Genomic DNA, 26,841 nt, shown 5'->3' on the forward strand with positions numbered 1-26,841 from the left:
ATGACCGATCTCAGCCAATCCCCGACGCTGGCGCCGCAACGCTCGGAAATCGAACCGCCGATCCGGCGCGTCATCCGCGAATTCTCGCTGTCCAAGATTGCCGTCGGCGCGCTGGCGCTGCTGGTGCTGCTGGTGCTGGCGGCGGTCTTCGCGCCGCTGATCGCGCCGCAGAACCCCTATGACCTTGCGCAGCTCGACATTATGGACGGGCGCCTGCCGCCGGGGTCCGAAGCAATGGACGGCTCGGTCTACTTGCTCGGCACCGACACCCAGGGGCGCGATATGCTCTCGGCCATCCTTTATGGGCTGCGGATCTCGCTGGGTGTGGGGGTCGTCTCGGCGCTTGTGGCCTCGATGCTCGGCGCCACGCTGGGGCTGACGGCGGCCTATGCCGGCGGGCGGGTCGAGACCGTCATCATGCGGTTGGTCGATCTGCAACTGTCCTTCCCGGTGATCCTGGTGGCGATGATGATCCTCGCGGTGCTGGGCAAGGGGATCGGCAACGTGATCCTGGCGCTGGTGATCGTGGAATGGGCCACCTATGCCCGGGCCGCGCGCGGCGCCGCGCTGGTAGAAAGCGAAAAGGAATACATCGAGGCCGCGCGCTGCGTGAACATCCCGCGCCATCGCATCCTCTTTGGCCACCTGCTGCCCAATTGCACCGCACCGCTGATCGTGATCGCAACGGTCCAGATTGCGCGGGCGATCTCGCTGGAAGCCACGCTCTCTTTTCTCGGCCTCGGCGTGCCGGTCACCGAGCCCAGCCTCGGGATGCTGATTGCCAACGGCTACCAGTTCATCCTGTCGGGCGAACACTGGATCAGCGTTTTCCCCGGTCTCGCGCTGCTGATCACCATCGTGGCGATCAACCTGGTCGGCGACCAGCTGCGTGACGCCCTCAACCCGAGGAAAGGCGCATGAGCGAACCTGTTCTCTCCGTGCGCGGCCTGCGCACCGAATACCCGACCCATGCAGGCACCGTCATCGCCGTGCGCGACGTGTCCTTCGACGTCGCCAAGGGCGAGGTTCTGGGCCTTGTCGGCGAGTCCGGATCCGGCAAGACCGTCACCGGCTTCTCGATCATGGGGCTGCTCGAAACCCCGGGGCGCATTGCCCAGGGCGAGATCCTGTTTCACGGCCGGAACCTGGCGGACCTGCCGCCCAGGGAGATGCGGAGCCTGCGCGGCAACCGCATCGCCATGATCTTTCAGGACCCGATGATGACCCTGAACCCGGTGCTGCGGATCGACACCCAGATCATCGAGACCATATTGGCGCATGAGAAGATGTCGCGCCGCGCCGCCTGGGAAAAGGCGCGCGATGCGCTCGGCGAGGTCGGCATTCCCGAACCCGAGGCCCGGCTGTCGGCCTATCCGCACCAGTTTTCCGGCGGGATGCGCCAGCGCGTCGCCATTGCCATCGCCCTGCTGCACAAGCCCGAACTGCTGATAGCGGATGAGCCGACGACGGCACTGGACGTGACCATCCAGGCGCAGATCCTCTCCATCGTACAGCGGCTGGTGGCGCAATACGGCACTTCGCTGATCTGGATCACCCATGACCTGTCGATCGTGTCGCAGATCTCCGACCGGATCGCGGTGATGTATGCGGGCCGCTTTGTCGAACTCGGGGCGGCGGGGCAGGTCATCGCGACGCCGCACCACCCCTATACCAGCGGGCTGATCGGTTCGATCCCCAGCGCCAACGCGCGCGGCCAGCCGCTGACGCAGATCCGTGGCACCACGCCCTCGGTGCTGAACCTGCCGACCGGCTGTCCGTTCAGAACGCGCTGCGATCATGCCGACGAGGCCTGTCTGCAAGAGCCGCCGATGGCGCCCGATCCGGCGCATCCAAGCCACCGGTTCCGCTGTCTCCATCCGCTGGCCGTTGGCGTACCACTGGAGTTGGAGCCGTCATGACCCGTTCAGAGCCCCTGTCCCCGGCGTCCGCGGGCGCGACCACAGACCTGCCGCACCTCGAATTGCGCAACGTGTCGAAGCATTTCACCAAGCAGACCGACATCATCGGCAAGATCGCCGAGAAATCCGGGCTGACCTGTCCCGCCCCGGTGCTACGGGCGGTGGATGACGTCAGCCTCGAGGTCGCCAAGGGCGAAGTGCTGGGGCTGGTCGGCGAATCCGGCTGTGGCAAGTCCACGCTGGGCCGGGTGATCGTCGATCTGCTGACCCCGACCTCGGGCGAGGTGCGCATCAAGGGGCGGTCCCTGTCCGAGATGAGCGCCTCCGACCGCGCCGAGGCGCGGCTGCGGACGCAGATGATCTTTCAGAATCCCTATGCCTCGCTCAACCCGCGCCATCCGGTGTCGCGGATCATCGGCGAGGCGCCGCGGCTCAACGGGTTGGTCAAGGGAGCGCGCGCAACGAAGGACCATGTCGCGACGCAGATGGCCCAGGCCGGGCTCGACCCGGAAATGTCGGGGCGCTATCCGCACCAGTTCTCCGGCGGCCAGAGACAGCGGATCGGCATTGCCCGGGCGCTGGCGGTGCAGCCCGACCTGCTGGTCTGCGACGAATCCGTCGCCGCGCTGGACGTGTCGATCCAGGCGCAGATCATCAACCTGTTCATGTCGCTGCGCGAGGAATTCGACCTCACCTACCTGTTCATCAGCCACGATCTTGGCGTGGTGGAACATATCTCGGACCGCGTCGCGATCATGTACCTCGGGCGGATCGTGGAGCAGGCCCCGGTGGCCGAGATCTTCGAGCGGCCCAACCACCCCTACACACAGGCGCTGCTCAAGGAGGTGCCGCGGATTTCGACCAGCAAGAAGGAGTTCAAACCGCTGGAAGGCGAGATCCCCAGCCCGCTCGATCCGCCGAAGGGCTGTCATTTCCATCCGCGCTGCCCGCATGCCTTCGACCTCTGCCGCGCAGAGCGGCCGGTGCTCAAGTCCGTCGCCCCGGGGCATGTCTCGGCCTGCCATCTGAACGATGTTCAATCGTGAGGGCTCAGGGGCGATGAAATATTTTCGGATAATCTGCGTTGTAAATCGTATACTAAACTGCAATAAAGAATTCAAATCGGTAAATCGAAACGGGCCGCCGCCCGCTGTGCTGTTCGGGAGCTGAACAAGATGTCTAACGCCACCACCCTCGTCATCGGAACCGGCATCGTCGGCATTGCGACGGCCTATTACCTGTCGCGGGCCGAAGGCCATGGCCGGATCACCCTGGTCGACCGCGACCAGCCGATGGCCTATACCTCGGCCCAGTCCGGCGAGAACTATCGCACATGGTGGTCGGAACCGGCGATGGTGAATTTCACCAGCCGCAGCATCGAGCTGATGGAAGAGATCGCGCGCGACAGCGGCAACCGGATCAACATGAACCGGCGCGGCTATGCGCTGTGTACCCGCGAGAGCGATATCGACAAGCTGGTCGAGCAGGTCCGCAAGGGCTATGGCGACCGGGCCGAGGATCTGCTGCGGTTCCACACCTCCGCCGAGGCGCCGGGTTACCAGTCCTTCGAAAGCCCCGATTGGGAAGGCGTGGCCGACGGCGTCGACGTGGTGTCGAACCAGGACCTGATCCGCGCGCGCTTCCCCAATTTCGATCCCGAGGTCCGCAATATTCTGCATGTCCGCCGCGGCGGCGACATCAGCGGCCAGCAGATGGGCATGTACATGCTCGAAAAGTTGCGCGAGGCCGGTGCGGTGCGAATCGTCGCCGAGGTCGAGGATATCGTCGCGCAGAACGGCTTTACCGTCACCCTGCGCGGCGCGGACGGGGTGGAAACCCGGCAGTTCGACCGGGTAGTGAATGCCGCCGGTCCCTTTGCCGACAGGATCGCGAAGATGCTGGGGGTCGACCTGCCGATCTACAACACCTTCCAGCAGAAGATCGCCTTCGAGGATCGCGAAGGTGCGATCCCGCGCGCCACGCCCTTCTCGATCGACCTCGACGGCCAGATGATCGACTGGACCGACGAAGAACGCGCCATGCTGCTGGAAGACACCGATCACGCCTGGTTGGCGCAGCAGATGCCGGGATCAATCCACTGCCGCCCCGACGGCGGCGACGGCGGCAAATGGATCAAGCTGGGCTGGGCCTACAACGAGACCCCCGGAACCGCGACCTTCGAGCAACCGACCGACACCAACTTCCCCGAGATCGTGCTGCGCGGCGCGGCGCGTCTGAATCCCGCGCTCAAGGCTTACTACGGCCAGTTGCCGCGCGGGATGCACCACTACGGCGGCTGGTACACCATGACCGAGGAGAACTGGCCGCTGATCGGGCCGATGGGGCCGGAGGGCGCCTTCATGACCTGTGCACTGTCGGGCTATGGCACGATGGCAGCCTGCGCCGCCGGAGAGCTTTGCGCGGCGTGGATGTCGGGTGGCAGTTTGCCGGATTACGCCCGGGGTTTCGCGATCATGCGCTATCAGGATGCCGCGCTGATGACGGTGCTGGCCGAGGCGGATCGGGGGCTCTTGTGATGACCAGGGTTCTGATGATCGGCGCCGGGCGCATGGGCGGGGCGATGCTGAAGGGTTGGACGAAGGCGCTCGGCGACGGGTTTCGCTTTACGGTGATCGACCCCCATGCCGACTGGCAGGGTCTCGGGCTGACGCCCGGTCCGCAGCTCTTGCTCGGGCGGACACTGGATGAGTTTCCCGGCGATCATACCGCAGATATCGTGGTGCTTGCCACCAAGCCGCAAAATCTGGAGACGGCGTTGCAGGGTGCCCGGCCTGCAATCGGCGCCGGAACGCTCGTGGTGTCGATCGCCGCCGGCGTGGCAACCCGAACCATGCAGGACGCCATCGGGGCGGGGCAGGCGGTTGTCCGGGCGATGCCAAATGTCGGCGCTTTGGTGTCCCGGTCGGTCACCGCCGCCTTCGCCAATCCCGAAGTGAGCCCCGCGCAGCGCGATCTGGTGGCCGAGTTGTTCGCATCGATCGGGGCGTTCTCCTGGATCGAAACCGAGGCGGATCTGCACCTGATCACCGCGCTTTCGGGGTCCGGTCCGGCATATTATTTTGCGTTCTGCGAAGCGATGATCGCCTCGGCAATCGCGGCCGGTCTCAGCGACGAGGTGGCACGGGTCCTGGCCATTGGCACCCTGGTCAGCGCCGGGAGGCTTCTGGAGGACAGCGGCGATCCGGCCGGGTTGCGCGTGATGGTGACCAGCCCGAAGGGTACCACGGCTGCCGCGCTCGATGCTTTGGGGGACGGAGGCGCGCTTGGCGCGCTTGCGGCGCGCGCGCTCGAGGCGGCAAGGGCCCGCTCTGTCGAGATGGCATGACGGCTGTCGGCCAGACTTGAGCCGGAGAGAGCCGCCAAGGACCGACAGGACCGACCCGGGAGGCAGTGAAACGCCTTTGGACGACCCAGGTCGTGCCAGACCGGACAGCCAAGGCGGTTTGACGCAATCCACAAGAGCCTGGACAAGACTGCTGGGCTTTTTCTGGCCTCCGTGACGGGCTTGGTGATCTTCGATGAATGGGGGATTTTTGCCTGGCTGGAGCCGGTCAAGCTGTTATTTGTCCTGGTCCTGATCGCACTCCTGACGGTGCGGGTGCAAACCTCCCGCAAAGCCTTTGTCGCGGTCGCTGCCGGGCTGAGCATCGCCTTGGCCACCACCGATCCCGCCTGGATGGGCGCCGTCAAGACCGGGCTGGGCTCCGCCGCCTTCATCGGGGCCTTCTTTGCCGCCCTGTCGACGCTTCGCAACGTGGCGGGAACTTCACCGGCCATCCAGCGGGCGGGGGCCTTCCTGACCGGCCAAAGGCCCGGCCACCGCTACGCCGCGCTGACCGTGGGCGGGCAGGCCTTTGCGCTGCTGCTGAACTACGGAGCTCTGCAGCTTCTGGGCACCCTGGCGATGTCAAACGCCGAAAGCGAAAACAACCCCGAGGTGCGCGGTCACCGCATCCGGCGCATGCTGCTGGCCATTCAGCGGGGCTTCGTCTCGACATTGCCATGGTCACCGCTATCCTTTGCCATGGTGGTCTCCACCAGCGTCATCCCCGAGACCAGTTGGGCCGAAAACCTGTTGGCGGGCTTGGTCACCTCCCTCATTCTGGCGGGGGTCGGCTGGGCGCTTGATACCGCGTTCAAACCGCGGGTCGCCGTTGCGTCGGTGCCTGTACCGCCGTCGGGCACTTGGGTCGTGATGGTGCCGTTGGTGACCCTGCTGGCCGCCTTGGTGGCCGGCGTCGTCGTGCTGAACCAGATTACGGATGTGCGCATCGTCGGGCTCGTCGCGGTGCTGGTGCCCGCGATTGCCCTCGTCTGGATGTTGATCCAGCATTGGGCGGACGCGCCGCTTTCGAATGTCGCACGCCGGGTGCACACCTATGTGCTGCACGAATTGCCCAGCTACCGCGGCGAACTGATCCTGCTGATGATGGCCGGATATATAGGCACAGTCGGGGCGCGGTTGTTGGGGCCACAGCTGCTTGGCGCAGGATTGAATTTTTCGGCGGTGCCGCCCTGGATCATCCTGGCGTCCTTGGTCTGGATCATTCCTCTGGCCGGACAGATTGGCATGAACCCGATACTTGCGGTGACACTTATTGCACCGCTCATCCCGGATGTCGCCAGCCTTGGAGTGGAGCCGACGGCCCTGGTCGTGACACTTATTGCGGGGTGGACGATCAGCGGGGCGAGCTCTCCTTTTACGGCGACGACACTGCTAATCGGGTCCTTCGCCGGGGTCAGCGCACGCCACGTGGGTGTTGTTTGGAACGGCCTTTATTCGCTTGTCTGTAGCTGTGCTTTAACTGCGTGGGTCTTAATTTATGCCTTTGTTTTATGAGCATCGGAACAGGCGAATGGCGATGGAGTTCTCTAGGGTCAGGACTCATAGCCAATAGATGATGGTTGCCGCGAGGGCGATGGCTGAGAGGAAGACCTTCGGGCACCTATCGTATCGGGTTGCCACACGCCGCCAATCCTTGAGCCTGCCAAACATGATCTCGATCCGTGAACTGGCCCCCATTTTTCACGCCCATGCTGGTCGCTGTTCGGTGGGCCTTGAGATAGGTCGCGTCCGGTGCCTGGCAGTGGTTTGCCTGCAAACCATGAGAGGGGATCATCACGGTCTTCCGTTCGCCGTGCTCGGCAGCCAGACCCGCCATCATCCGGGCGAAGACGCCCTTATCGCTCCACCGCTTCCAGCGATTGTAGAGCGTTTTGTGCGGGCCATAGGCTGCAGGTGCGTCACGCCAACGTAAGCCATTACGATTGATGAAGATAATCCCGCTCAACACACGCCGGTCATCGACGCGGGGTTTGCCATGGGACTTCGGAAAGAAGGGCTCAAGACGCGCCATCTGCACCTCCGTCAGCCAGAAAAGATCAGACATTTTCACCGCTCGGTTTTCGAACCGTGAATCACGCCCCTACGCGGAAATCAATGGGTCCTGACCCTAAGCGCCGTTGTCATGTCAAGTCCTGAACTTATGAATGCGCGCCTGCCGGATACATGGTTGTCTCCGCGGTCGGCAAGGGCCGCCGCATGATTGGGGCGCTCCGTCACGAAATGACATTGATCCCGCCCATCTACGTAAGTCCTTTCGTCAAGCGGCATGAAGACGATGATGCCGATGCCATCGCCGCGGCCGTGTCTCGTCCGACGAAGCGAACAGCCGACGTGCAAACACAGGAGCAACAGTTCCGGTCGGTCTTGTTCTGGACAGGTTACCTTCCGCGAGGCAACACATTCGACTGGCCTTGATTTGGGAAAAACCCCAGATTTGCGCTTTATCAGCCAGTGGTGCCTTCGGACCGAATGATAGGGAAACGTTGTTACCCGATAGCACGTTCAGAACGTTTGCAGGGCGCAGCACGAGTGGTCAGACTTTTCGGCCTTTGAATGGCTGATTTCGCTTTTCCGAGGCAAGACCCGTGCGCTTGCAGCGAATTTCCGCTCACCGCCGATTCTGTGGAAAAACTCGCTGCTCAAGCGGTGCCGGACAAATTGGCAGAACGCCGTTCCGCGAAATAGCTTCACCGCGACCGATGTTTGCCAGGACGGTCTGTGCGAGAACGACGTTCCAGATTTTCGAAACGATTTTCGGTTTGAGGAGTTTTTCAACACAATCCGCCGTCTTTTCCGAACATGCCCACTCGTGAACGCCGCATTTTCTTTTCACATTCTGGCCATGCGTTTCGCCCTTTCGGCCATGCGGGTCACCTGTTCGCCGCTGCTTCTCGTCGCGGCTAAGACAGTGGCCGGTGCCTTCGCCACGATCCGTCCTGCTGTCTCGGAATTGCTGAGCGATCCTGTTCGAGCGCGCCAACGGACACCGGATGTGTTCGCCACCCCACGACCGAACCCCGCAATCCCCGCCGGGGTATTCGGTGCGGCCATCAGCATGAAGTTTCCAGACAGGCCACGAACGATGAGCGGTGTCGCAGCGACAAACCCTTTGGCGAGGAACACCATGACGAAAAAAGGGACCAGCGATCCGATTGTGGTCGCGGTGCCGGGGTCGCCGAGTTGCACGAGAAGGGCGTTGGCCATACCGACGACCGTCGAAAACATGGCGGCGATGACGACCGGATAGAAGGCATAGCTGACCGTGGTCGAGACCCACCTGTGGAAGAAATCCTTCGTGGCCTCGAACAGCGACAGCGCGATCATCACCGGGGCCAGGGCGAGCATGAGCGCCAGCATCATCTTGGCGAATATCAGGACGATGCCAGTCATGAAACCGAGCAGGCTCAGGAGTACGAGGCCGATGCCGCTGAGGATCGCGCCGGTCATCCAGTTCAGGTTGTTGCCAATGGCGTTTAGGTACGCGCTAAATTTCTCGATCAGGAAGTCGAATTCGCTGGCGAAATACGTCGCACCTGCGCCGCCACCGCCGATCGACGAGATCAATGCACCGGCAATGTAGTCCAACCCGCCGATTACCGCGTTCGCGACGGCGTTAAACTGGACCCAGTTGAAGGCAAAGAGCCCGACCAGCAAGAGTTTCAGAAGATACCAGAAGAAGCTGGCCCCATCCATGCTGCGATATTGGAACGCCATGTTGATGAACAGACCAATCACGGAAAGGGTGACCATCAGTAGGACAATCGCGCCAATGTTGCTGGCGAGCGCGCCGAATTGGGATTCGGCAGCACCAGCGAGAAATGCATCGGCCGTTCCGACCATCCAGCTGACGACGCCCATCACCAGTTGCCTTGAGCTTCACAAATTGCCTGCACGACGATTCGGAGAGACTTGCGAGTTTCGATCCAATCAAGACGCAATGCCGTTTGTTCGCGCTGAGGCAGGGCTTCAGAACGGTCAAGGTACTCTTGTTCGGCTGTGCCCCATTCCGGATACCGCGTCTCGCAGCTACAATCGTCTTTCGCCGCGATCTGCTCCCAGGCTCTGAGTTCGTAAAGGTCCATCAGCGTCAGCGCCTTATACGCCTCGCGCGGGTGCAACTCGTCCATCCAGGCCGGGCGCGGGGGCCGGTCATTGCAGATGCGGTACTGTTTCGGTGTCATGGTCAGGGTCAGATCGGTGGACATCGGGGGTGTCTCCTGCGCCGCCAGGGATGCGGCGGCGAGAAAGAAGGCCAAAGTTGTAGATGGAAGTCGCATGCGAAGTCCTTGTTTCGTTAAGCGCCCAGGGCAGCAGTCTGGCCAGGCAGGTAGAATTCGGTGATGCCGCGCGCACCTTCGTGGCGGCCGGTCTGGATGATCACGTCGATGGAGCTTTCGATGTATCGGGTCATGTCAGCATAGGTCATCGGTAGATCGGTTTTCAGCGCGGCAATGGCAAGTCGGCGCACAGCCAGTTGCGGGGTTTCGGCGTGCAGCGTGGTCAGCGAACCGCCATGGCCGGTATTGATGGCCTCGAGGAAGGTCAAGGCTTCCTTGCCGCGCACCTCGCCCAGAACGATACGGTCGGGCCGCATGCGCAGGCTGGCCGTCAGCAACTGGTCGGCGCTGCGCAGCGCAACCTCGCGGTCCGAGATCAGAGTCACGACATTCGGCTGCGTGGGGCGCAGTTCGGCGGCATCTTCGATGGTGACGATCCTCTCCTCGTCCGTAACAAGCGAGAGGATCTTGCGGGCGGCGACCGTCTTTCCAGTCGAAGTGCCGCCCGCGACGATCATGTTGAGCTTCTTTTCGACGCAGAAGCGCAACGCGGCGTCGATATTGCCCGACCCGACCAACTCTCGCAGCGCGAGGTTGCGCTCTTGCCGCAGGGCCTCGAGGCTGGTTTCCCGGTCAAATAGATATGTCAGCGCGATCTCGTTGAGCGGCAGCCTCGAGAAAAACCTGAGCGAGATCGAGAACCCGCCCTCAACCGCAGGCGGCTGGATCACCTGGGCGCGGATCGGCCGGTCGCGATAGAGGATGCTGACCGACACAACCGGTTTCTTGGCGCTGAGCGTCGTGCCCGCGGCCGAGGCGATCTGATTGCCGAGGTCCTTTATGGCGGTGAGGCTCAAGGGCGTGCCAAGGGCGGACATGAAATGATCGCCGTGGAATTCGCCCCAGACGCTGCCATCGGGATTGATGCAGATCTCGATCACGTCCGTCCGCCCGATGGCGGGGGCGAGCGCGTCGAGTGAGGCTTCCAGGTAGCTTCCTGCCATCAGAATATCTCGAGATCGCGATCGACCATGACGGTGATCCGGGTGCCCTGGTCGACGTGAATCACCGGCGTGAGCGACAAATAGTCCTGCATGACGTTTCGGGTGCTGTCGCGCAGATCGGTGCCCACGTCCCCGCCGATGCCGGCCGCAGTATCGTTTTCGATCTGCCCGGCCGCTGCCGGCGGCAGGGCACCGATCAGAGAAATCAAGGCCGCCGATCCAAAACGCTCGCCAAAACGGGTGTCCACGAACCCGGTGGTCCCCGATCGGCCCAAGGCGTCTCCGCCAAAGGCACTGATTTCGACCGACTGGTTGTCGGGCAGAATGATCCGGTCCCAGGCCACCATCACGCGGGATTGCGCCAGTGCCACATCGGACCGGTAGCGCCCGATCAGCCGCGCACCGCGCGGGATCAGCACCCGGCTGCCGTCGTAGGCATGCACGTCTTCCGAGACCACGGCCCGGATCGCACCGGGCAAAGTGCTATCGAGGGCGGTTTCGGTCACGGCCTGGATCATCGTGCCTTGCGGTACGGTGTGGGAGGGGTTGGCAATCACCTCGGCCCGGGTCACGTCCGCGGCCTGGGCACCGGCGCGCAGAAACGCGTCTTCGGCACTGAGACGCGCGTCGAGTGTGGTGTCGTCTCGGCGGTTTCCCGTGCCGGCATACGCGATCATTGGCGAGGCGATGCGTTCGGCGCGAGCCTCGGCCTCAGCCGCGCGGCGACGTTCAAGCGCGGCCAGCCGTAACTCGTCTTCGGTGGGACCGAACGCGTCTGTGGGACCGGGCTGCTGCAGCTGCGCCAGTTCCAGATCCATGCGCAGCTGTTTAAGCTGTCGGTCCCTTTCCGTGAGCCGGCGCTCCAGGGCGCGCTTGCTCTCTGCAGCCTCCTTCTGAAGAGCCGCCATCTGGGCCGTCAGTTCGGCAACAGCGTCCGTGGCCGCAGTGTCGCCCGGGTCGTTGGAATTGTCGCGCAATGCCGCGAGTTCGTCACGCAAGCGCGCAAGGCTTGCCATTAGTTCGCGTTCGGTTTCGGTAGGTCCGGTCTCGACGGGGACAGGTGCGGTGGGTGGTGCGGGCTTGGCAATGGGTGCGAGATCGCCGAACCCAGATCCCCTGCCCTGGAATTCGTCGGGTGCAGCGGTTTCCATCGGCGGCGCGGCCTCGGGGCCAAGCGCGGCATAGGCCAGCCCGCCCAGCGTTGCGAGGCCCGCCACGCCGAGAACCGCCGCCAATGGTGCACCGCGTCGCGGGGACTTCTTGCCTGTCGCGCCTTCGAGTGCCGCCAGGCGCGTCGCGAGATCGTCGGTTTCGGCGCTCATGCCCCTGCCCTTCCCGGATCCATGTCCTGCACGCAGACCACATCATCGCCCAGTCGCAGGACCCATCTGGCATTGACGCCGGACACGCGAATGACCCCATCGGGTTGAGCGGTGCTGTTGACCGACCGCTCACCACCCCAGGAATGACGAAAGATCGCCGGAACAGGGGCGTTTTTCGCGAAGCGGAAATAGGTGAAGGTGCCGTCGTCCCATACCGAGACCGGCGTGATCTCGGTCTGATCGCTGACGCCGTAGTCAGTATTGAGCGGTGCCGCGGCGACCGCATTCCGCGGTTTCTTCCTGTCTTCTGGGTATTGGAACTGGATGACGTAATGCGGCGTGCCACGCGCCTCGACCACGTGGAAGTAATACGACCGACGATTTGTATAGACGGTGATATTGGTGGCCACGTTCGAATCCACAGGCTTGATGGCAAACGCCCGCCCGCCTGGCACTGCATCGAACTGGAAACCCACGGTATCGCCGGCAATGATCGAGCGGATGGTTTCGCCTTCACCGAACTCGACCGTGGTCACCCGGGTCAGGGTGGTGACCACGCGGTAGACCTGGGCTTCTGTCCAGGTGGCGACCCGGACTCGGCTGTCGTGGGGTCCGCGCCGGGGCGTGGCCTCTGCCGAAGCCGAACCCGCGGCGCTCAGGAGCGTTGCGACGAGAAGGAGGGAGAGGGATATTTTCATTCCGGACGATCCGATCTGATGGCATATTGAGTGACGGTGAAGCCGAACGGGTTCTGCCAGACGTCGTCGATGACCCGGGTCGCTTCGGGGTGGAATTCGAACATCAGCGTGGCAGTGAAGGCACCGTCCTGGATGCCTTGCGGGCTTGTCAGGCGTTTGCGCAGCCGCACCTGAGCGCGGTTCTTGCCTATCAGCGTGATGCTGGCGATCTCGACAGCCATTTCCGAAGTGGCGCCGTAGCGGGTTGGCGGATAGCTTTGCTGCCCGCTGGTCCACGTTGCCCGCATGCTGGCTTCGGCCGCACCATTCGATTGGGCGAGAACGCGGCGCACGCGCAGATCATTGTCGAGCTGGTTGTAGGTCTCGCGATCCGTGATGTAGCGGTAGATCTGAGCCTCGATAACGGCGGGGCGTTCGGCCAGGGTCACCGCCTGCACTGTCGCGTTCGGCAACGCAAGACCGGTGGCGGGATCGTAGGGGACGACCACCGGTGCAGGCACCTCGATCAAAAGCGCGACCGCCGCGGCCGAAAGACATCCCAGAACGCCAAATACCGCGCCGCCGATGCCGATCTTGCGCCAGAGTTCCTCGCGTCGCAGTGCGCCATAGACCAGTTCTTCCTCGACGATGGCATCGATGCCGGTTCCCATGCTCATTGCCGCAACTCCGGCAGCGTGAAGTCCATGTAGCGGCGTTCCTCGGCAATGGTGGCCGCGTCGACCACGCCGGCGTTGCCGGCACCCACGGTCTGGATCGCTTCAAGCTCCCACATGCGGGTCATGGCAATCGCCAGTTCCGCGGTCACGCGGGTGTTGTGATCCACGGATTCCTTGAGGTCGGCCATCTCCGGGATCATGTCGACCAGGCGCTCGACCCGTTCCAGCGATTGGCCAGCCTCGGCATGGCTGTTTTGTGCGGCGGCCGACATCACCGCGCCCGTCGTGGCGCGCGTCGCCACGCCCTGGGCGCCGGCACTGCCACTGTTGGCGATCTCGCGCAGCGAGTCCTCGTCGAACCCCGCGCTGGCCAGCGCGGTTTCCATCTGCGTGCGAAGGGGCCCCGCCGAGGAGCCCAGAAGCGCGCTCCAGTCACCTCGCTGAATGCCAGTGATCAGGTTGCCGATATCCGCGAAATCCGCCTCGAGCAGGTCATCGAGATCGCCGCCCATGAACAGGCCCAGGATACGATCGCGCGCGCCGGTCAATGCGGCATACATCGCGTTCATTTGGTCAAGCTGCTGCTGCACGAGGTCGAGTTGTTCCAGGAGCGTATCGAGCTGGTCGGTCTGGATCCCGAAATCCTCCAGCATTTGCTGCATCTGGCGGATTTCCTGGGCGATGTTCTGGGTGTCCACGGTTGGCACGCCCTGGGTCGCAACCGGGCCTGCGGCAAGGCCGATGGTCACGGCCAGCGCAGCCGTCGTTTGCCTCGGTCGGATCGCGCGTTGCAGGTATCTCTTCATCGTAATGCCTCCTGGCTGAAATCCATGAATGCCTTTTCGCGGGCCTGCGCTGCGGCCAACGCGATCTGCCCGGCGCTCATGGGCTCGGTTCCGGCGGCCTTGAGACGGGTGCGGATCGCAACCAGGCGGGCGAGCTCGGCCCGCGCATAGGTGTTGAGCGCCAGCGCTTCGTGCACATCTTCGGTCTTGCCAATGCGTTCGACGATGTCCTGCACCCGCCGGGCGGCGGCGCGGACGGAAACGAGCGAATAATCCCCGTAGACCCCTGCCCCGTGAGACGAGAGGCTGAGGCTGGCATTGGCGAGCAGCACCGGATCTATGGTGCCCTGGGCATCGATCCCGCCAACCTTTGCCAGGTACCGGTTGTATTGTTTGGGAATGACGAGGACGTAGTGCTGGGTTTCCTTGAAGGGCGGCACGCCGCCGTATTTCTGCACATTGCCCGGTCCGGCGTTATAGGCAGCAAGCGCATGGATGACGTTGCCGTCGAACATCGCCAGCATCTGCGCGAGATATCGTGCCCCGCCGGTGACCTGCAGGTAGGGATCGTCGTAGTACTCCGGATTGATGCCGAGGTCGGAGGCGGTACCAGGCATGATCTGGGTGAGGCCATAGGCACCCACGGGTGAGCGTGCACCGATCTGGAACCGGCTTTCCTGCCAGATCAGCGCCTGGAGAAGGCACCGCCATTGAACGAGGCTGAGGCCAGCGCGCGACACCCCGGTATGCGAATATGTCTCGCGCGCCGCGCGGATGATCAGATCTTCGATCCCGCCTCGTGCATCGCCGAACATCGCGTCTGCCGCCGGATTGCCGTCCTCGGAGGAAAAGAGAGCGGCGGAGGAAGATTCCGCATCCTTGCCCACCTCCAGTGCGTCGATGGTCGCGGACACATCTGTTGCGCCCAAGGATGTCGCCTCGACCAGATTGCTCAGTGCCGCGAGCTGTTGCACCTCGATCTCCGCCAGCGCCTCCTCGCGGGCAAGCCGGTCGCGCTGCAGGGCGATATCGCGATCCCGCTGCAGGATCAGCGCCGCGTTGCGCGCAAAGCGCTGCGCGTCGAAAACGGGCACGCCTTGCCCAAGGGCAGGTGCCGCGAGGATTGCGGAGAAAAGCGTAGGAGGCAGCCAGCGCAGCATCGGTCAGTTTGCAGGCGTCAAACGCTGGAATTGGCAGCCCTTATCGCCGCGTTCGACCACGGCGCCCTGGGTCGAGACATGCGCGGTCGCGCGACCTCCCTCTGCGGGCTCAAAGCAGTTGGCTTTCGCGGGACGATATTCTGAACAGGCCGCAAGCGAGAGGCCCAGGATCACGAGCCCAAGGCGCGGGTAGGTCATATTGGTCATGTCATTCTCCAGAAATCCGGGCGGTCGCGGTAGTCGCGGCCCACCAGTTCCTCGCCCTTTTCCATTCCGCCGAGGATGGTCACCAGCGGGCCGAGGCTTGCGAGATCGGCGTCGATCACCACCGATCCGCGATCATCGCGCACCAGCGCCAGGCGCGAGGACGACCCGACGCCGAAAAGGATGCCAAGCTCCTTTTCGGACAGCCCGAGCATCGCGTAATCGGCCGCGCTGGCACGAATGTTGGGCAGCAGGATCTGTGTCGGCACTGCTTCGACGATCGTCTTTCCGGTGCGGGTGCGCTCGAGCTGGCTGGCGTATTGCGTCATCATCACGACGACGGCGTTCTGTTTCCGGGCGGTGACCAGCCAGTTCGACAGCCGCTCCGCGAAATAGGCATTGTCGAGCGCCTTCCAGGACTCGTCGATCAGGATCAGCGTGGGTTTGCGGTCTTCGATTACGCGTTCCACCCGACGGAACAGATAGGAGAGAACCGCCATCCGCTCGCGCTCGCTCTCGGAATCTAGAATGCCGGTCAGATCGAAGCCCGAGACATCGCCCGAGCGCGTACCACCCAAATTGAACGTGTCCTGCGGGTTGGCCCCGAATATCCAGCCATAGCGACCGTCGGCGGTCCATTCCTGCATCCGCTCGAAGAGATCGCCCTCATCGTCGGTGGAGACCAGCAGCGATGCAAAATCCGACCAATTCCTGAGACCGGCGTGACCGGCATCGGCGTTTTGGCGCACGACCTCCTGCAGGCGGTTGGTCTGAACCGGCGAGAGCGGTTGACCGGCACGTTCCAGGAGCGTGGCCAGCCAATCGGACAACCAGGCCTGTCCGCGCGCATCGGTCTCGGTCTGCAGCGGATTGAGGCCCGTGGGGTGCCCCGCCCTCACCTCCCGGTAGGATCCGCCCAAGGCGCGCACGGCCATCTCCATGCCCGCGCGGTAGTCGAAAACGAACGCCCGGACACCGGCGCGCTGCGCCATGCACATCAGGAAGGCGGCGAGCACCGATTTGCCCGACCCGGGGCGGCCGAGGATCAGCGTATGCCCGCCGGTCGGCTCACGGTCCGGCGCGCCCTGTTCGTGGAAGTTGAACCGGAATCCGCCACGCTCGGGCGTCGGGAACATGGTGACCGGTCGGCCCCAGGGCACCTCGCGCCCGCTTTTGCCGAGAGGTGCGCGATGCAATGTCGCGAGGTCCGCGAAATTGTGATTTGTGATCGCGGCCTTGCGGCTGCGCGCCCCGGCATTGCCGGGATGCTGCGCCATGAAATGCGCCCGCGCGCCGAACCCTTCCGAGATCAGGTTGATGCCGGTGCTGGCCGCGATGTTGCGCACCTCGGCGCAGATCTCGTCCAGCGCGGCGCGGGTCTTCGCATAGACCGCGACAGTCATGTGATGTTCGCCGAAGATCAGGCGTTTGGATTCCAGGTCGTCCTGGGCGAGTTCGAGTTCCTGCGCCAGACTGACCGCCCCATCATTGGCGGCCTGCATGAGTCGCAACTGGCGCTTGATCCGACCGGCCATGATGTTGGCGTTGATCGGCACAAAGGAATGCGTGACCACCATGTCGACCGGCAGGTTCAGCTCGTCGAGCATCAGGCAATCGGTCTTGGCGGGGTAGTTCTTGACCGCGAAGATCGCGCCGAACTTCTCGCCCGCCGCACCGTCGGAGAGACGGATCACCGGGCCATCGAAACTCACCCGCGTATTGGCGACGTCCTCGGCCAGAATGCCGAAGCGGGAGCGCGGGAAAAGCGGGGTCTCGCGCCCGGTATTGAGGCTGCCGAGGAATCCCAGCAGCGCGCCGCGCCGCGCCGAGAGAAGCCGTGGGTTCATCTCGTCGAAGGTCGAGAGTATGAAGCCAACCACCTCGTCGAGCTTGCGCAACCGGCGGGTCGTATCCTCCGCGAGTTTGCGACGGGACGCGGCGGCCAGAAAAGGCAGACCCCGCCCCGCATCGGGACGCTTCAGGACCGTGAGTGTCAGCGTCTTGTCTCTGAGCCCGGAGGCCCCAAGATGGGCACGCCAGCGCGCGTCGATCGCGTGGGCAAACCCATTGCCGTCGATGGCGGGCAGGTCCGAGTCGATCGCTTTCGAGACCTTGTGCAGGTAGAAGGAAAACCCGGTGCCGGCCTGCGCCACGATCCCCGCCATCAGCGCCCCGATGCGGTCGAGATGCGTGTCCTCGCTTGTCGTACTATTCACGCCGTCCAGCCGGATACATTGCATGAGCTCGTTGCCGCGCGTCCGGATCGTGATGTCGGTCACAAGGCTCACGTAAGGCAGCATCTGCGACAGGCGTTTCTCACCGGCCACCCAGACGGGCAGAGCGGCATCGAGGCCGAGCGCCTGCGGATAATTTGCGTCATCACGGGGCATAGCTGTCGCCCCCGTGATGCCTGCGGTTCCGCGTCGGCGGCGTCTCTTGCAGTGTGATCGCCAGGACATCGAGGAAGTTCGGGTCCCAGTCCGCGGCCTTCCAGAGCGCGGGCCAGGCAAGGCCTGCGAAAAGCACCACGACCCAGCTCTGCACCCAGAGGAACAGCAGCGTGGTGCCGAACAGCCAGACCATGGCATACATGATCGGCAGGCCGAGCAGTTTCGGCGGCCTGAGAAGGCCGATGAAGACGCGAGATTGTTCAGGCATGTCGGTCTAGCTCAGGTGGTCCAGATGGCCGCCACGATGGTCGGGGCCGCGGCAATGCCGGCGATCGCCACGACCACCCAGAGCGCCTGCCGGAAATCGAGAATGCCAAAGAGCCAGGACAGGAACACACCGATCAGGGCAAGCGTGCCGATCACGATGCCCAGGGGGCCGGTGATCGCATCGACGATCCCCTGAAGCAGGGTCTGGACTGGTGACAGGTCGATGCTCTGGGCCAGCGCCGGACCCGCGGCGACGATCAACAGGGCGGCCGCAAGGCCGGTCATGACAGGGGTCAGTTTCACGATAGGTCTCCTTTCAGCCGCCGAACTGCGGCCGTGACTTTGGCCACATGGCGGCGGGTTTCTTCATAAGGGGGAATGCCACCATGGCGCGTGACTGCCTCGGGCCCGGCATTATAGGCGGCCAGGGCCAGGCGGCTGTCGCCGAAGCGGTCCAGCATCATCAGCAGGTAGCGCGCCGATCCGTCGAGGTTTTCCAGCGGATCATGCGCATTGATGACCAAGTCGCGGGCCGTGTCCGGCATCAACTGGCCAAGCCCGATCGCCCCGACGTGGCTCGTGGCGCGCGGATCATAGGCGCTTTCGATCTCGATATTGGCCCGATAGAGCAGCGTCCAGTCACTGACCGATAGCCCGGCCCGACGCAATCCCGTATGACCTGCATAGCGCAGCGCGGTGTCCTCGATGGCTTTCAGGATATCCGCACGAACCGGAACCGGCCTCGATGGCGCAACTGGTGCATCTACATTCTCTGTGGCGCTTTGGGTGAAGAGGAAAAGCCGGTCGCCTTGCCGGAGACGACCGTCCCCTTCGCGGCTGGAATAGGTCCGTTGGAAGTCCTGCGACTGGGAGGCGGAGATCAGCCGGCCATCGTGGTTGACCGAGAAGACAAAGCCTTCGGTCTGTTCCTGGGCTCGAAGGTCCGCAGGTCCCACGACCGCCCAGGCCGCCAGCAGCGCGGCAATGGCAAGATCAGTCCTTTGAGACCAATATCGGGCCCGTGCCGGACGGTTGGCCCGGCGCGTCATGGAAAACCCGACCGCCCTGCTCGAGCGGGATGCTGACGACCGTGCATCCGAGATCGTACAGGAAGCTGACGAGCCCGACGATGGTCTTGAACTCCCGGACCTTGAGAAAGCTGCGAGAAGTGACCAGCAGCTTGTCGTCGCGGCCATCGGCCGAGACGGCCCGGATGATCCAGGACCCGTACCAGCTGTTGTGGCGCTTCTCCCCGCCTTCCTTGCAGACCACTTCCGCCCGGTATCCCTTGCCCAGCAATCCGCGCAGTCCTTCTTCGGTAACAACATTCGGCGCTTCTTCTAGCATGACGTTCCTGAGACCCTCCCGATCATCGTTTGGGCCCGTGGGAACAATTCCACACGGGCGATACAATACAACATAAACGACTGCAAGACGATTTGTTCGTATTGACCGACCGTCTTTGCCTGACTAAATGGATTAACGTTTGAACCCCGGGATTTGAACCGTCAATGACATCTCGCACGACCAAGATTTGTGTCAGGCCTTCGGTCTTGCCGGCCTGTACCGCCATTCTGGCCATCCAGGCCCAGTCTGCGATGGCCTGCCTGGCGCCCGAACGCCCTTACCTTCCTGAAGAACCTGAAGTCGTTCGGGAATATGCGGACCTTCTACGGGCGGATTTCGAAGCCTACATCGCGAATATCCAGCAGTATTTTCAATGCCTGGAGACCGAACGGCAGCGTGCGTTCCTCGAAGCGCAGGAGGTGAGCCGCGACTACGGCCGTCTTGTCGAGATCCTGGAATGACGCGCCAAGCAGGCAGTTGTCACGGCTTGGGCCGCCAGGTGTCCGGTACCTCGCGAAGCAATGGCGGACCCTTTCAAACCTCAATCCACGATGTACTTCAATCATGGTTTATTGCCCTCTTACGTAGTGTTTCGTATGCGGGGCGCGACTTCTCGGAAAGGACGATCCATGTCACCCAATCTGAAACATCTGCTCCTTCCAGCGGTCCTGTCGGTTGTCGCGCAAGTCCCGCTGACGCTCGAGGCCCGCGCCTATCCCATCGACTGCGCCATCCTGCTCTGCCTTGCGGGCGGTTGGCCCGCCTCTACCGAGTGCACCCTCGCAAAGGCCGAGTTCATCCGTCGAATAACGCCCTACCCGGTCGAGCCGCCACTGCAGATCTGGCGGTGTCCCATGGGGACTGGTCTGCCAGCGCTCCCTTCCGCGACGCCCCAGATCATTATCGGCGAAAGCCATGACGACGAGATTACTACCGAAGGCGGCGATCTACAGCCGACTACATCAGTAGAGGCGATTGGTTCCGGTGCGGATGTCGATATCGGCGGGGCTGCATTCGACTTCGTCCGATCCATCGATGTGTTTCAGGTACGCGCGAGCCAGAGGGAAAGCGGCGACGGTGAATGCAACCGTATGGCCATTGTCCGACGCGGGCATTATGGCCCAAACGGACAGTTCTTCTGGGGCAGCAGCGTAGTGCGCGCCCTACCGCCAGCGTTTCAGGGCGCCTCGCGCTATGGCGACCACTGTCCGAGCGTCAACATTCGTTCGATGTTCGTCGACTGGGAGGATTACAAAGGCACGTACGGATTTGAGCAGGTCAATTACTAAATGGATGCCAGAAATCCGTGATCTCGACCTCACCATCATAGCGCCAACAAATAACTGGTCTCAACAAGCCGCACTGCCGACGCGACCTGCGCTTCTATGCCACTCAGTCGGAAAAGCCGGTGGCTGATCTGCTCGGGGCTTTGGTGGGCGCGGCGCTGTTGGTGATCGAACGCATGGATCTGGATCGACGATCGACCGATCACAACCGTGAAATCGATCACGACGCCTGGGTATCAACTTCTGACCGGCAGCTGACCGGGCATCCGAGCGGTCGAGCCGAGGACAACTTTCATGCACGTTGGAGCCGCCATTGCGCGCGGGACGCGGCAGCATCTTGCCATTTATATAGGACTCCTATATAAGTAACTCGGAGGTGTCCGATGTCTCACGAGTCCCAGCAGATCACGGTCGCGTTTCAGCGCCTTGCCGCCTTCTGGCGCGCAAGCCAATGGCAGACGGTCAAGGACATAGGGCTCAATCCGACCCAGGGCGACGTGCTGGCACGGGTGGCGGCCCGGCCCGACCGCATCGCCAACCTGGCCGATCAGCTTGGTATTACCCAGTCAAGCCTGAGCGACACGGTCACTGCGCTCGAAGGCAAGGGATTGGTCGCGCGAAGGCCCGACCCCAAGGATGGCCGCGCCCGCCAGATCGTGGCAACAGCGAAAGGTCAGGCACTGGCCGCGCAAATTCCCGAAGCGCCGCCCGCGCTGGAGGCGGCGATTGACAACCTTGGTGAGAGCCATCGGGGTGCCATGTTGCGGAGCCTTACGCTGATCATCCGATCGCTACAGGAGGCGCGGGCGATCCCGGTCCAGCGCATGTGCGTCACTTGCCAGTTTTTCCGGCCGCATGCCCATGACGACACCGAGCGCCCACATCATTGCGCCTTCGTCGACGCCGCGTTCGGCGATGCGGCGCTAAAGATGGACTGCCCGGATCACAAGATCACCACGGAGGATGAGGCGTCGCGAGCTGTCGTGCGCCTGTCCACCGTGCCGTGAACGGGACGCCCGCATTGCCGCTGCAACGGCCCGGGCGCCCTGAACTGCAACCCCTCCGTTACGAAAGGAAGCGACTCAAGATGACACAGAACCCAATCCTTCGCCAAGCCCTCGGCGCGGCGACTTCACTGGCCCTTCTGGCAGGCACGGCCACCGGCCACGAACTCACCGCCGACGCGGGCAATGCCACGGTCGCCGATTTCGACATCGTGGCCGCCGACATCACCACCGAGGGCCGCACCGCCACCTTTACCATGTCGGTCGCCGGCACGCCCGGCGCGGCATCGCCCGATCCGGGCGGCGCGCTGGCCGGGGCGCCGGTCTTTTCCTATGTCTGGCCGACAACGCTCGACCCTTCGGTCGTGGGGTTCGAGACCGGCGCCGGCATCCTCGCCTTCGCCGTCACCATCCACCCCGATTTCGACGACACGCCGCTGTTTGACGAAAGCAATTCCGGCACCACGGGCGACGATGGCGGCACCTGGCACAGCCATTGGGTGGTGCTCGGTCCGGACGACGTCTGCGGGGACGGCGCACTCAAGGTGATCGACATCCCCGAGGGTGCCACGCCGCCCCTACCGCTGACCTGGCCGGGCCTGCCCATCCTGATTGACAGCCCCGGCTGGTCGCCGGTCTTCGAGGGCCCACGCCTCAGCGTGACTGTGCCCTTCGCCGATATCGGCGCCGTGGCAGAAGCGCGGTTCGACGGGGTCACGGCGGCGCTACAGGTCAATGCCAATGTCCATGCGCCGCTGCTTTGCGTGACGGATGTCTTTGACGTGGCCTCGGGCGATCTGAGCCTGCCGGGTCAGGTGGGACAATAACGGACCGGGCACGGCGGTCCGTCCCGCCGCGCCCGCCTTGCGAAAGGCATGACACATGACCACGCCATCCATCACTGCATCTGACTGGCTGAACATTGACCGGCCCCCTGCACCCGAGGATTTCCGTGGCAAGGTGCTGGCGGTCGAGGTGTTCCAGATGCTCTGCCCCGGTTGCGTGATGCACGGCTTGCCGCAAGCCCAGCGCCTGCGCCAGACCTTCCACGCCGACGACCTCGCAGTGATCGGGTTGCATAGCGTCTTCGAGCATCACGACGGCAACAGCCGCGAAAGTCTGGCCGCTTTCCTGCACGAATGGCGCATCCCCTTTCCGGTCGCCATCGACGCGCCGGGCGACGGAGCGATGCCGCGCACCATGACGGATTGGGGCGTGCAGGGCACGCCGACACTTGTCCTGATCGACAGGAAAGGCGAGACCCGGGCCATGCATCTGGGTCAGGTGGCCGACATGGCGCTGGGTGCACAGGTCGTGGAGTTGATCCGCGAAGAGAGACCGGAATGACGGACTTCACGATCACCGAATTGCGGATTGGCAAGGTGGCGCCGCTTGGTCCCCGTGGGGTGGCATCGGCTATCGACAAGCGGTCCGTTCCGGGGCCGATCATGGCCCGGACCACCAGTCTCGACGGCGACGAACAGGGCGACCCACGCCACCATGGAGGGGCGGACAAGGCGCTGCATGCCTACCCTGCCTCGCACTATATCTCGTGGTCCGAGGATCTGCCGGAGCGCGAAGACCGGTTCCGCCCCGGCGCCTTCGGTGAGAACTTGGTCATCGAAGGTGCCACCGAACCCGAGCTCTGCCTCTTCGACCGCTACCAGATCGGAGGTGCCACGGTCGAGGTCAGCCAGACCCGCCAGCCCTGCTGGAAGCTCAACCTGCGGTTCGACCAACTCGACATGGCGCGCCGCGTGCAGGAGACCGGGCGCACAGGCTGGTATTTCCGGGTCCTGTCAGATGGCCTCATCTCGCCAGGTGACCGCGCCGAATTGATCACCCGGCCGCAACCGGACTGGCCGCTAAGCCGCGTGTGGCGGTTGCTCTATCGCGACACGCTGGATCCGGATGCTCTGGCGGACTTTGCGAACCTTCCCTGCCTGCCGGAGAGCTGGCAACGGGCGATCGACACGCGGCTTGCGCGTCAGACGGTCGAGGACTGGCGCCCGCGGCTTGACACGCCGGAGTGATCAACTGCGTTCAGCGGGGAAGCAGGACCGCTTTTTCGGTCAGGATCAGGTCGAGCGGAATGTCATGCGGTTGCGGATAGATCGTGGCGAGCCGCGCCGCGTCGAACCCGATACCGATGGAAAAAAGCCGCGGGTTCAGCGCCGCCAAAGTCCGGTCGAAATAGCCGCCTCCATAGCCCAGCCGGTAGCCGTCGGCCGTCCAGCCGACCAGCGGCGCAAGGGTGATGTCCGGCGTGATCTCGGGCGCGTCGGGTGGCGGCACGGGGATGTTCCAGTCACCGCGCACCATCTTCGTCTCCGGCGTCCAGTGCCGGAAAACAAGTGGCGCTGCCTTTGTCTCGACCAGTGGCAAGGCGATGGTCACCCCGCTCGCGTGCAAATCTGCCATCAGCGGGCGCAGGTCGGGCTCTGCCTTGATCGGCCAATAGGCCGACAGGACCATGCCCCGCGCCCCGCCGAAACGGTCCTGCAGCACCTGTCGCAGATGCCCGGCAAGCGCATCGCCCGCGACCTGACGCGCGGCCACCGAAAGCGCCATGCGTTCGGCGCGCAGCCGCGTCCGCTCGGCCTTGCGCCAGCGGGCGACGTCGCGGGCCTGCTGCGGGTCAACCGCCAGCGGATCGAAATACTCCGGCGCGATCTCGGCCGCTGAACAGGGCGGCGAGGAAAAGCCGCTTTGGCACCGAAAGCTGTCGAATTCGTCGCTCATGGTGTCACCCCGGGCTGGTCCGGCCGGTCGTCGGGAATGCGTTTCGCCTGCGCAACCATGTCGGCAAGGCGACGCGCAGCGGGAACGATGTCGTGAATGGCGCCGACCCCCTGACCGGCATAAAGCGCCATGGCTTCGAGATCACCGGTTGTGGTGCGCAGCGGCGAATCCGTGCTGTACCTCAACCGCGGTTGGTCAGCGTCCCATGCGATGGTTTCGCGTGGGAGCGTGTCGGGGTCATGACCCATGTAGCGCCCGTTCAAACCCGAGGTCACGCTGTTGCCGATCACCCGCACCGCCGCACCCTTCGGCCAGTTCAGCACGAATGCATCAGTCAGAACCGTATCGTCGTCGCGGGCTTCGGTGAGCCGTGTCTTGTGATAAGCGTGGGCAAAGGATTCCTCGGTTGCGAGGAAGGCCGTGCCGCACTGCACGCCGCTGGCCCCGGACAATAGCGCCGCAGACAGTCCCCCACCGTCAACGATACCACCCGACGCCACAACCGGCAGGTCCGTCTGCGCCAAGATCGCCTCGGTCAAGGTGCGCGTCGGGCTGCGCCCGTGCACGTGGCCTCCCGCCTCGATCCCCTGGGCGATGATCACGTCGACCCCGGCATCTTCGGCCTGACGCGCCGCCTCTACCGTGCCGACCTGGTGGAGCACGAGGCACCCGGCGTTTTTCACCCGGGCCACGGCCTCGGGCACCACGTCCCAGAAGAACGAGAAGGCCGTGACGCCAAGCTCAAGACAGCGGGTGATCTGGGCGTCGAGCAAACCGGGCGCCGTCGCGGCGGGGATCAGGTTGACGGCAAAGGGCCGGTCTGTCGCGGCCCTCAATGCGGTCACTTCGGCTGCGATCAGGTCGGGGTCTTCGCGTACCATGCCGAGCGTCCCGTAGCCCCCGGCATTGCACACCGCCGCCGCCAGTTCCCAGCGCGAGACGCCGCCCATGCCCGCCAGCAGGACCGGCAGTTCGCACCCCAGCAGGTCGCACAGCGGTGTGCGCAGAGTCGTGGCCACTTCACGCATCTTGCCCCTCTTTCCCTTCCAGCCGCGCCCGCAGGTATCGGCACAGCACGACCGCGTTGTTGCGGTCCTCGTCCTTCGAGGCGTAAAGCAGCGTGACAATCCCGTCCTGCGCATATCCGGCAAGGTCGCGCAGCAAATCGTCATGTTCGGACAGTTCTGCCTCGTAGCGGGATGTGAATTCGTCCCATGCGTCCGGATTGTCGTGGAACCAGCGGCGCAGGTCGTCGCTCGGTGCGATCTCCTTCATCCAGTCGGTCAGCCGGGCGCGATTCTTGGCGACGCCGCGCGGCCAGAGGCGGTCGACCAGGATGCGCTTGCCGTCCGACACCCGCGCCGCACGATAGATCCGCTTGACACGGATACGCTCGGCGGGATCGTCGGGGACAGGCGGTCGTTCCGGCATCAGGCGGTTTGCGCGGCGGTCGTTTCGAATTGCGGGAAGAGCAGGTCGTTTTCCAGCCGCATGTGCTCTTCGAGATCGGCCATGAATTCCGTCGGTCCGGCGTAGAGCTCGGCCCAGGTGCGGCAGGCGCGGTCGGGCACGGCCAACCCGCCGGTCAGGCGGCGGACTTCGGCGAGGTCGCTTTCCTGTCGTTCATGATCCGCGCGCAGGACGGCAATCGGGGTGTCGAGGTCTGACGCGCCGGCCTTTCGGATGGCAGGAAAGAGGACCAGTTCCTCTTGTTTCATATGCGCCTCCATCTCCCCGATCATCCGTTGCAAAAGGTCGGAGAGTCCCTCAGGCACACTGTCATCCCCGAAATGCAGGTCTTCGACCTGACGGGCCATTTTCGCCAGATCGGGCAAGCTTTCGCGATGGCGGATGTGATAGCGGATTTCGATAAATCGGGTGAGTTCCGACGGATCATGGACGGGTATCGCTTCGGTCATCTGCGCATCCTTTCTTGGCGTAGAAACGGAATGGTGTCGGGCGCAGCCTGGGCTTCGGCGACGGCAATTGTCAGGGAACGCGCGATCCGCTGCGCCCGTTCCATCACATGCGCGGCCCCGGCAGGCGTGCAGACCTCCTGCGCGGTCTCACCAAACAGCGTGATCCAGCGGTCAAAATGCGTGGCGTCCACAGGCAGCGTCCGATGCGCCGGGACCGGCGCGCCGTGATAGCGCCCGGTCATCAACGCCACCGAGGACCAGAAGGCCACCATCCGGTCCAAATGCGGCCCCCAGTCGATGATCCGCTCGGCAAAGACCGGGCCCAGAACCGGATCCAGCCGCACCTTGGCATAGAAACGATGCACCAAGTCGGCCAGCATGTTCTCGTCCAGCCCGGTTTCGACCATGATCCTGGCTGTCATTTCGGGGCGCGCGGACAGGATCTTGAGTTGCGCAGACACGGGGGACACCTCGACTCATTCTTGGGATGGTCT

At 63.8% G+C, this 26,841-nt stretch carries 32 protein-coding genes and 1 pseudogene; 13 read left to right on the forward strand and 20 right to left on the reverse strand.

The features are described from left to right. From VOI27_RS04365 to VOI27_RS04390, 6 genes are all read left to right on the forward strand, one after another. Positions 1-921 carry an ABC transporter permease gene (locus tag VOI27_RS04365; RefSeq protein ID WP_323764080.1) on the forward strand — a complete coding sequence of 307 codons (921 nt, stop codon included), beginning with the start codon at positions 1-3 and terminating at the stop codon, positions 919-921. Beyond that, positions 918-1,919, forward strand: coding sequence for an ABC transporter ATP-binding protein (locus VOI27_RS04370; RefSeq protein ID WP_323764081.1), 1,002 nt, complete (start codon positions 918-920; stop codon positions 1,917-1,919). Before VOI27_RS04365 ends, VOI27_RS04370 begins: the two co-directional genes overlap by 4 nt. Beyond that, entirely contained in the window at positions 1,916-2,965 is a 1,050-nt protein-coding gene (locus VOI27_RS04375) for an oligopeptide/dipeptide ABC transporter ATP-binding protein (RefSeq protein WP_323764082.1), read from the forward strand. The genes VOI27_RS04370 and VOI27_RS04375 overlap by 4 nt, the downstream gene beginning before the upstream one ends. Before the next feature lie 129 nt (positions 2,966-3,094). Then, entirely contained in the window at positions 3,095-4,456 is a 1,362-nt protein-coding gene (locus VOI27_RS04380; RefSeq protein ID WP_323764083.1) for an FAD-dependent oxidoreductase, read from the forward strand. Next, positions 4,456-5,265, forward strand: a complete 810-nt coding sequence (gene proC, locus VOI27_RS04385) for a pyrroline-5-carboxylate reductase (protein ID WP_323764084.1) — start codon at positions 4,456-4,458, stop codon at positions 5,263-5,265. The genes VOI27_RS04380 and proC overlap by 1 nt, the downstream gene beginning before the upstream one ends. Before the next feature lie 183 nt (positions 5,266-5,448). Then, positions 5,449-6,780, forward strand: a complete 1,332-nt coding sequence (locus tag VOI27_RS04390) for a hypothetical protein (protein WP_323764171.1) — start codon at positions 5,449-5,451, stop codon at positions 6,778-6,780. A gap of 45 nt (positions 6,781-6,825) precedes the next feature. Here the strand turns inward: VOI27_RS04390 and VOI27_RS04395 are convergent. The 15 genes and pseudogenes from VOI27_RS04395 to VOI27_RS04465 form a co-directional block, all read right to left on the reverse strand. Continuing rightward, a pseudogene (locus tag VOI27_RS04395) lies at positions 6,826-7,330 on the reverse strand (transposase). Between the two features lie 785 nt (positions 7,331-8,115). After that, positions 8,116-9,144 carry a type IV secretion system protein gene (locus VOI27_RS04400; RefSeq protein WP_323764085.1) on the reverse strand — a complete coding sequence of 343 codons (1,029 nt, stop codon included), beginning with the start codon at positions 9,142-9,144 and terminating at the stop codon, positions 8,116-8,118. Next, positions 9,144-9,491 carry a hypothetical protein gene (locus VOI27_RS04405; RefSeq protein WP_323764086.1) on the reverse strand — a complete coding sequence of 116 codons (348 nt, stop codon included), beginning with the start codon at positions 9,489-9,491 and terminating at the stop codon, positions 9,144-9,146. Before VOI27_RS04405 ends, VOI27_RS04400 begins: the two co-directional genes overlap by 1 nt. A gap of 89 nt (positions 9,492-9,580) precedes the next feature. Continuing rightward, positions 9,581-10,567 carry an ATPase, T2SS/T4P/T4SS family gene (locus VOI27_RS04410; protein WP_323764087.1) on the reverse strand — a complete coding sequence of 329 codons (987 nt, stop codon included), beginning with the start codon at positions 10,565-10,567 and terminating at the stop codon, positions 9,581-9,583. Beyond that, complete coding sequence (locus VOI27_RS04415) at positions 10,567-11,889, reverse strand: TrbI/VirB10 family protein (protein ID WP_323764088.1); 1,323 nt, start codon at positions 11,887-11,889, stop codon at positions 10,567-10,569. Before VOI27_RS04415 ends, VOI27_RS04410 begins: the two co-directional genes overlap by 1 nt. Then, on the reverse strand, positions 11,886-12,587 hold the full coding sequence (locus VOI27_RS04420) for a TrbG/VirB9 family P-type conjugative transfer protein (protein WP_323764089.1): 702 nt from the start codon (positions 12,585-12,587) through the stop codon (positions 11,886-11,888). Before VOI27_RS04420 ends, VOI27_RS04415 begins: the two co-directional genes overlap by 4 nt. Further along, the gene (locus tag VOI27_RS04425; protein WP_323764172.1) at positions 12,584-13,237 is read right to left on the reverse strand and encodes a type IV secretion system protein; all 654 of its coding nucleotides are present in this window, start codon (positions 13,235-13,237) and stop codon (positions 12,584-12,586) included. The genes VOI27_RS04420 and VOI27_RS04425 overlap by 4 nt, the downstream gene beginning before the upstream one ends. A gap of 2 nt (positions 13,238-13,239) precedes the next feature. Continuing rightward, entirely contained in the window at positions 13,240-14,049 is an 810-nt protein-coding gene (locus VOI27_RS04430) for a type IV secretion system protein (RefSeq protein WP_323764090.1), read from the reverse strand. Further along, a complete protein-coding gene (locus tag VOI27_RS04435; protein WP_323764091.1) occupies positions 14,046-15,188 on the reverse strand; it encodes a lytic transglycosylase domain-containing protein in 1,143 nt (380 codons plus the stop codon). The genes VOI27_RS04430 and VOI27_RS04435 overlap by 4 nt, the downstream gene beginning before the upstream one ends. 3 nt (positions 15,189-15,191) lie before the next feature. Continuing rightward, entirely contained in the window at positions 15,192-15,395 is a 204-nt protein-coding gene (locus VOI27_RS04440) for a hypothetical protein (protein WP_323764092.1), read from the reverse strand. After that, a complete protein-coding gene (locus VOI27_RS04445; protein ID WP_416374642.1) occupies positions 15,392-17,782 on the reverse strand; it encodes a type IV secretion system protein B4 in 2,391 nt (796 codons plus the stop codon). Before VOI27_RS04445 ends, VOI27_RS04440 begins: the two co-directional genes overlap by 4 nt. After that, positions 17,772-18,050, reverse strand: a complete 279-nt coding sequence (locus tag VOI27_RS04450; protein ID WP_323764093.1) for a VirB3 family type IV secretion system protein — start codon at positions 18,048-18,050, stop codon at positions 17,772-17,774. Before VOI27_RS04450 ends, VOI27_RS04445 begins: the two co-directional genes overlap by 11 nt. 11 nt (positions 18,051-18,061) lie before the next feature. After that, positions 18,062-18,334, reverse strand: a complete 273-nt coding sequence (locus VOI27_RS04455) for a TrbC/VirB2 family protein (protein ID WP_323764174.1) — start codon at positions 18,332-18,334, stop codon at positions 18,062-18,064. 14 nt (positions 18,335-18,348) lie between these two features. Continuing rightward, positions 18,349-19,098, reverse strand: coding sequence for a lytic transglycosylase domain-containing protein (locus VOI27_RS04460; RefSeq protein ID WP_323764094.1), 750 nt, complete (start codon positions 19,096-19,098; stop codon positions 18,349-18,351). Continuing rightward, complete coding sequence (locus VOI27_RS04465; protein ID WP_323764095.1) at positions 19,043-19,396, reverse strand: hypothetical protein; 354 nt, start codon at positions 19,394-19,396, stop codon at positions 19,043-19,045. The genes VOI27_RS04460 and VOI27_RS04465 overlap by 56 nt, the downstream gene beginning before the upstream one ends. Positions 19,397-19,560: 164 nt before the next feature. On the opposite strand from VOI27_RS04465, the gene VOI27_RS04470 reads away from it, so the two are divergent. From VOI27_RS04470 to VOI27_RS04500, 7 genes are all read left to right on the forward strand, one after another. Next, a complete protein-coding gene (locus VOI27_RS04470; RefSeq protein ID WP_323764096.1) occupies positions 19,561-19,857 on the forward strand; it encodes a hypothetical protein in 297 nt (98 codons plus the stop codon). A gap of 168 nt (positions 19,858-20,025) precedes the next feature. Beyond that, positions 20,026-20,685, forward strand: a complete 660-nt coding sequence (locus VOI27_RS04475; protein ID WP_323764097.1) for a hypothetical protein — start codon at positions 20,026-20,028, stop codon at positions 20,683-20,685. A 119-nt stretch (positions 20,686-20,804) separates the two neighbouring features. After that, a complete protein-coding gene (locus VOI27_RS04480; RefSeq protein ID WP_323764098.1) occupies positions 20,805-21,047 on the forward strand; it encodes a hypothetical protein in 243 nt (80 codons plus the stop codon). Positions 21,048-21,065: 18 nt separating this feature from the next. After that, positions 21,066-21,689: a MarR family winged helix-turn-helix transcriptional regulator gene (locus VOI27_RS04485; protein WP_323764099.1), complete on the forward strand. Its 624-nt coding sequence runs from the start codon at positions 21,066-21,068 to the stop codon at positions 21,687-21,689. A gap of 80 nt (positions 21,690-21,769) precedes the next feature. Beyond that, positions 21,770-22,513: a hypothetical protein gene (locus VOI27_RS04490; protein WP_323764100.1), complete on the forward strand. Its 744-nt coding sequence runs from the start codon at positions 21,770-21,772 to the stop codon at positions 22,511-22,513. A 55-nt stretch (positions 22,514-22,568) separates the two neighbouring features. Beyond that, positions 22,569-23,033, forward strand: a complete 465-nt coding sequence (locus VOI27_RS04495) for a TlpA disulfide reductase family protein (RefSeq protein ID WP_323764101.1) — start codon at positions 22,569-22,571, stop codon at positions 23,031-23,033. Next, on the forward strand, positions 23,030-23,719 hold the full coding sequence (locus tag VOI27_RS04500; protein ID WP_323764102.1) for an MOSC domain-containing protein: 690 nt from the start codon (positions 23,030-23,032) through the stop codon (positions 23,717-23,719). The genes VOI27_RS04495 and VOI27_RS04500 overlap by 4 nt, the downstream gene beginning before the upstream one ends. A gap of 10 nt (positions 23,720-23,729) precedes the next feature. Here the strand turns inward: VOI27_RS04500 and VOI27_RS04505 are convergent, their stop codons facing one another. From VOI27_RS04505 to VOI27_RS04525, 5 genes are read right to left on the reverse strand one after another with little or no spacing between them, the layout of a single operon-like run. After that, complete coding sequence (locus VOI27_RS04505; RefSeq protein WP_323764103.1) at positions 23,730-24,428, reverse strand: 5-formyltetrahydrofolate cyclo-ligase; 699 nt, start codon at positions 24,426-24,428, stop codon at positions 23,730-23,732. Continuing rightward, the gene (locus VOI27_RS04510; protein WP_323764104.1) at positions 24,425-25,456 is read right to left on the reverse strand and encodes a nitronate monooxygenase; all 1,032 of its coding nucleotides are present in this window, start codon (positions 25,454-25,456) and stop codon (positions 24,425-24,427) included. The genes VOI27_RS04505 and VOI27_RS04510 overlap by 4 nt, the downstream gene beginning before the upstream one ends. Beyond that, a complete protein-coding gene (locus tag VOI27_RS04515) occupies positions 25,449-25,859 on the reverse strand; it encodes a DUF488 domain-containing protein (RefSeq protein WP_323764105.1) in 411 nt (136 codons plus the stop codon). Before VOI27_RS04515 ends, VOI27_RS04510 begins: the two co-directional genes overlap by 8 nt. Then, entirely contained in the window at positions 25,859-26,347 is a 489-nt protein-coding gene (locus tag VOI27_RS04520) for a hemerythrin domain-containing protein (RefSeq protein WP_323764106.1), read from the reverse strand. Before VOI27_RS04520 ends, VOI27_RS04515 begins: the two co-directional genes overlap by 1 nt. Next, entirely contained in the window at positions 26,344-26,808 is a 465-nt protein-coding gene (locus VOI27_RS04525; protein ID WP_323764107.1) for a group III truncated hemoglobin, read from the reverse strand. Before VOI27_RS04525 ends, VOI27_RS04520 begins: the two co-directional genes overlap by 4 nt. Positions 26,809-26,841: the final 33 nt, after the last annotated feature.

Origin of the sequence: Marinovum sp., assembly GCF_034669705.1 — a bacterium.
Classification (GTDB): Bacteria; Pseudomonadota; Alphaproteobacteria; order Rhodobacterales; family Rhodobacteraceae; genus Marinovum.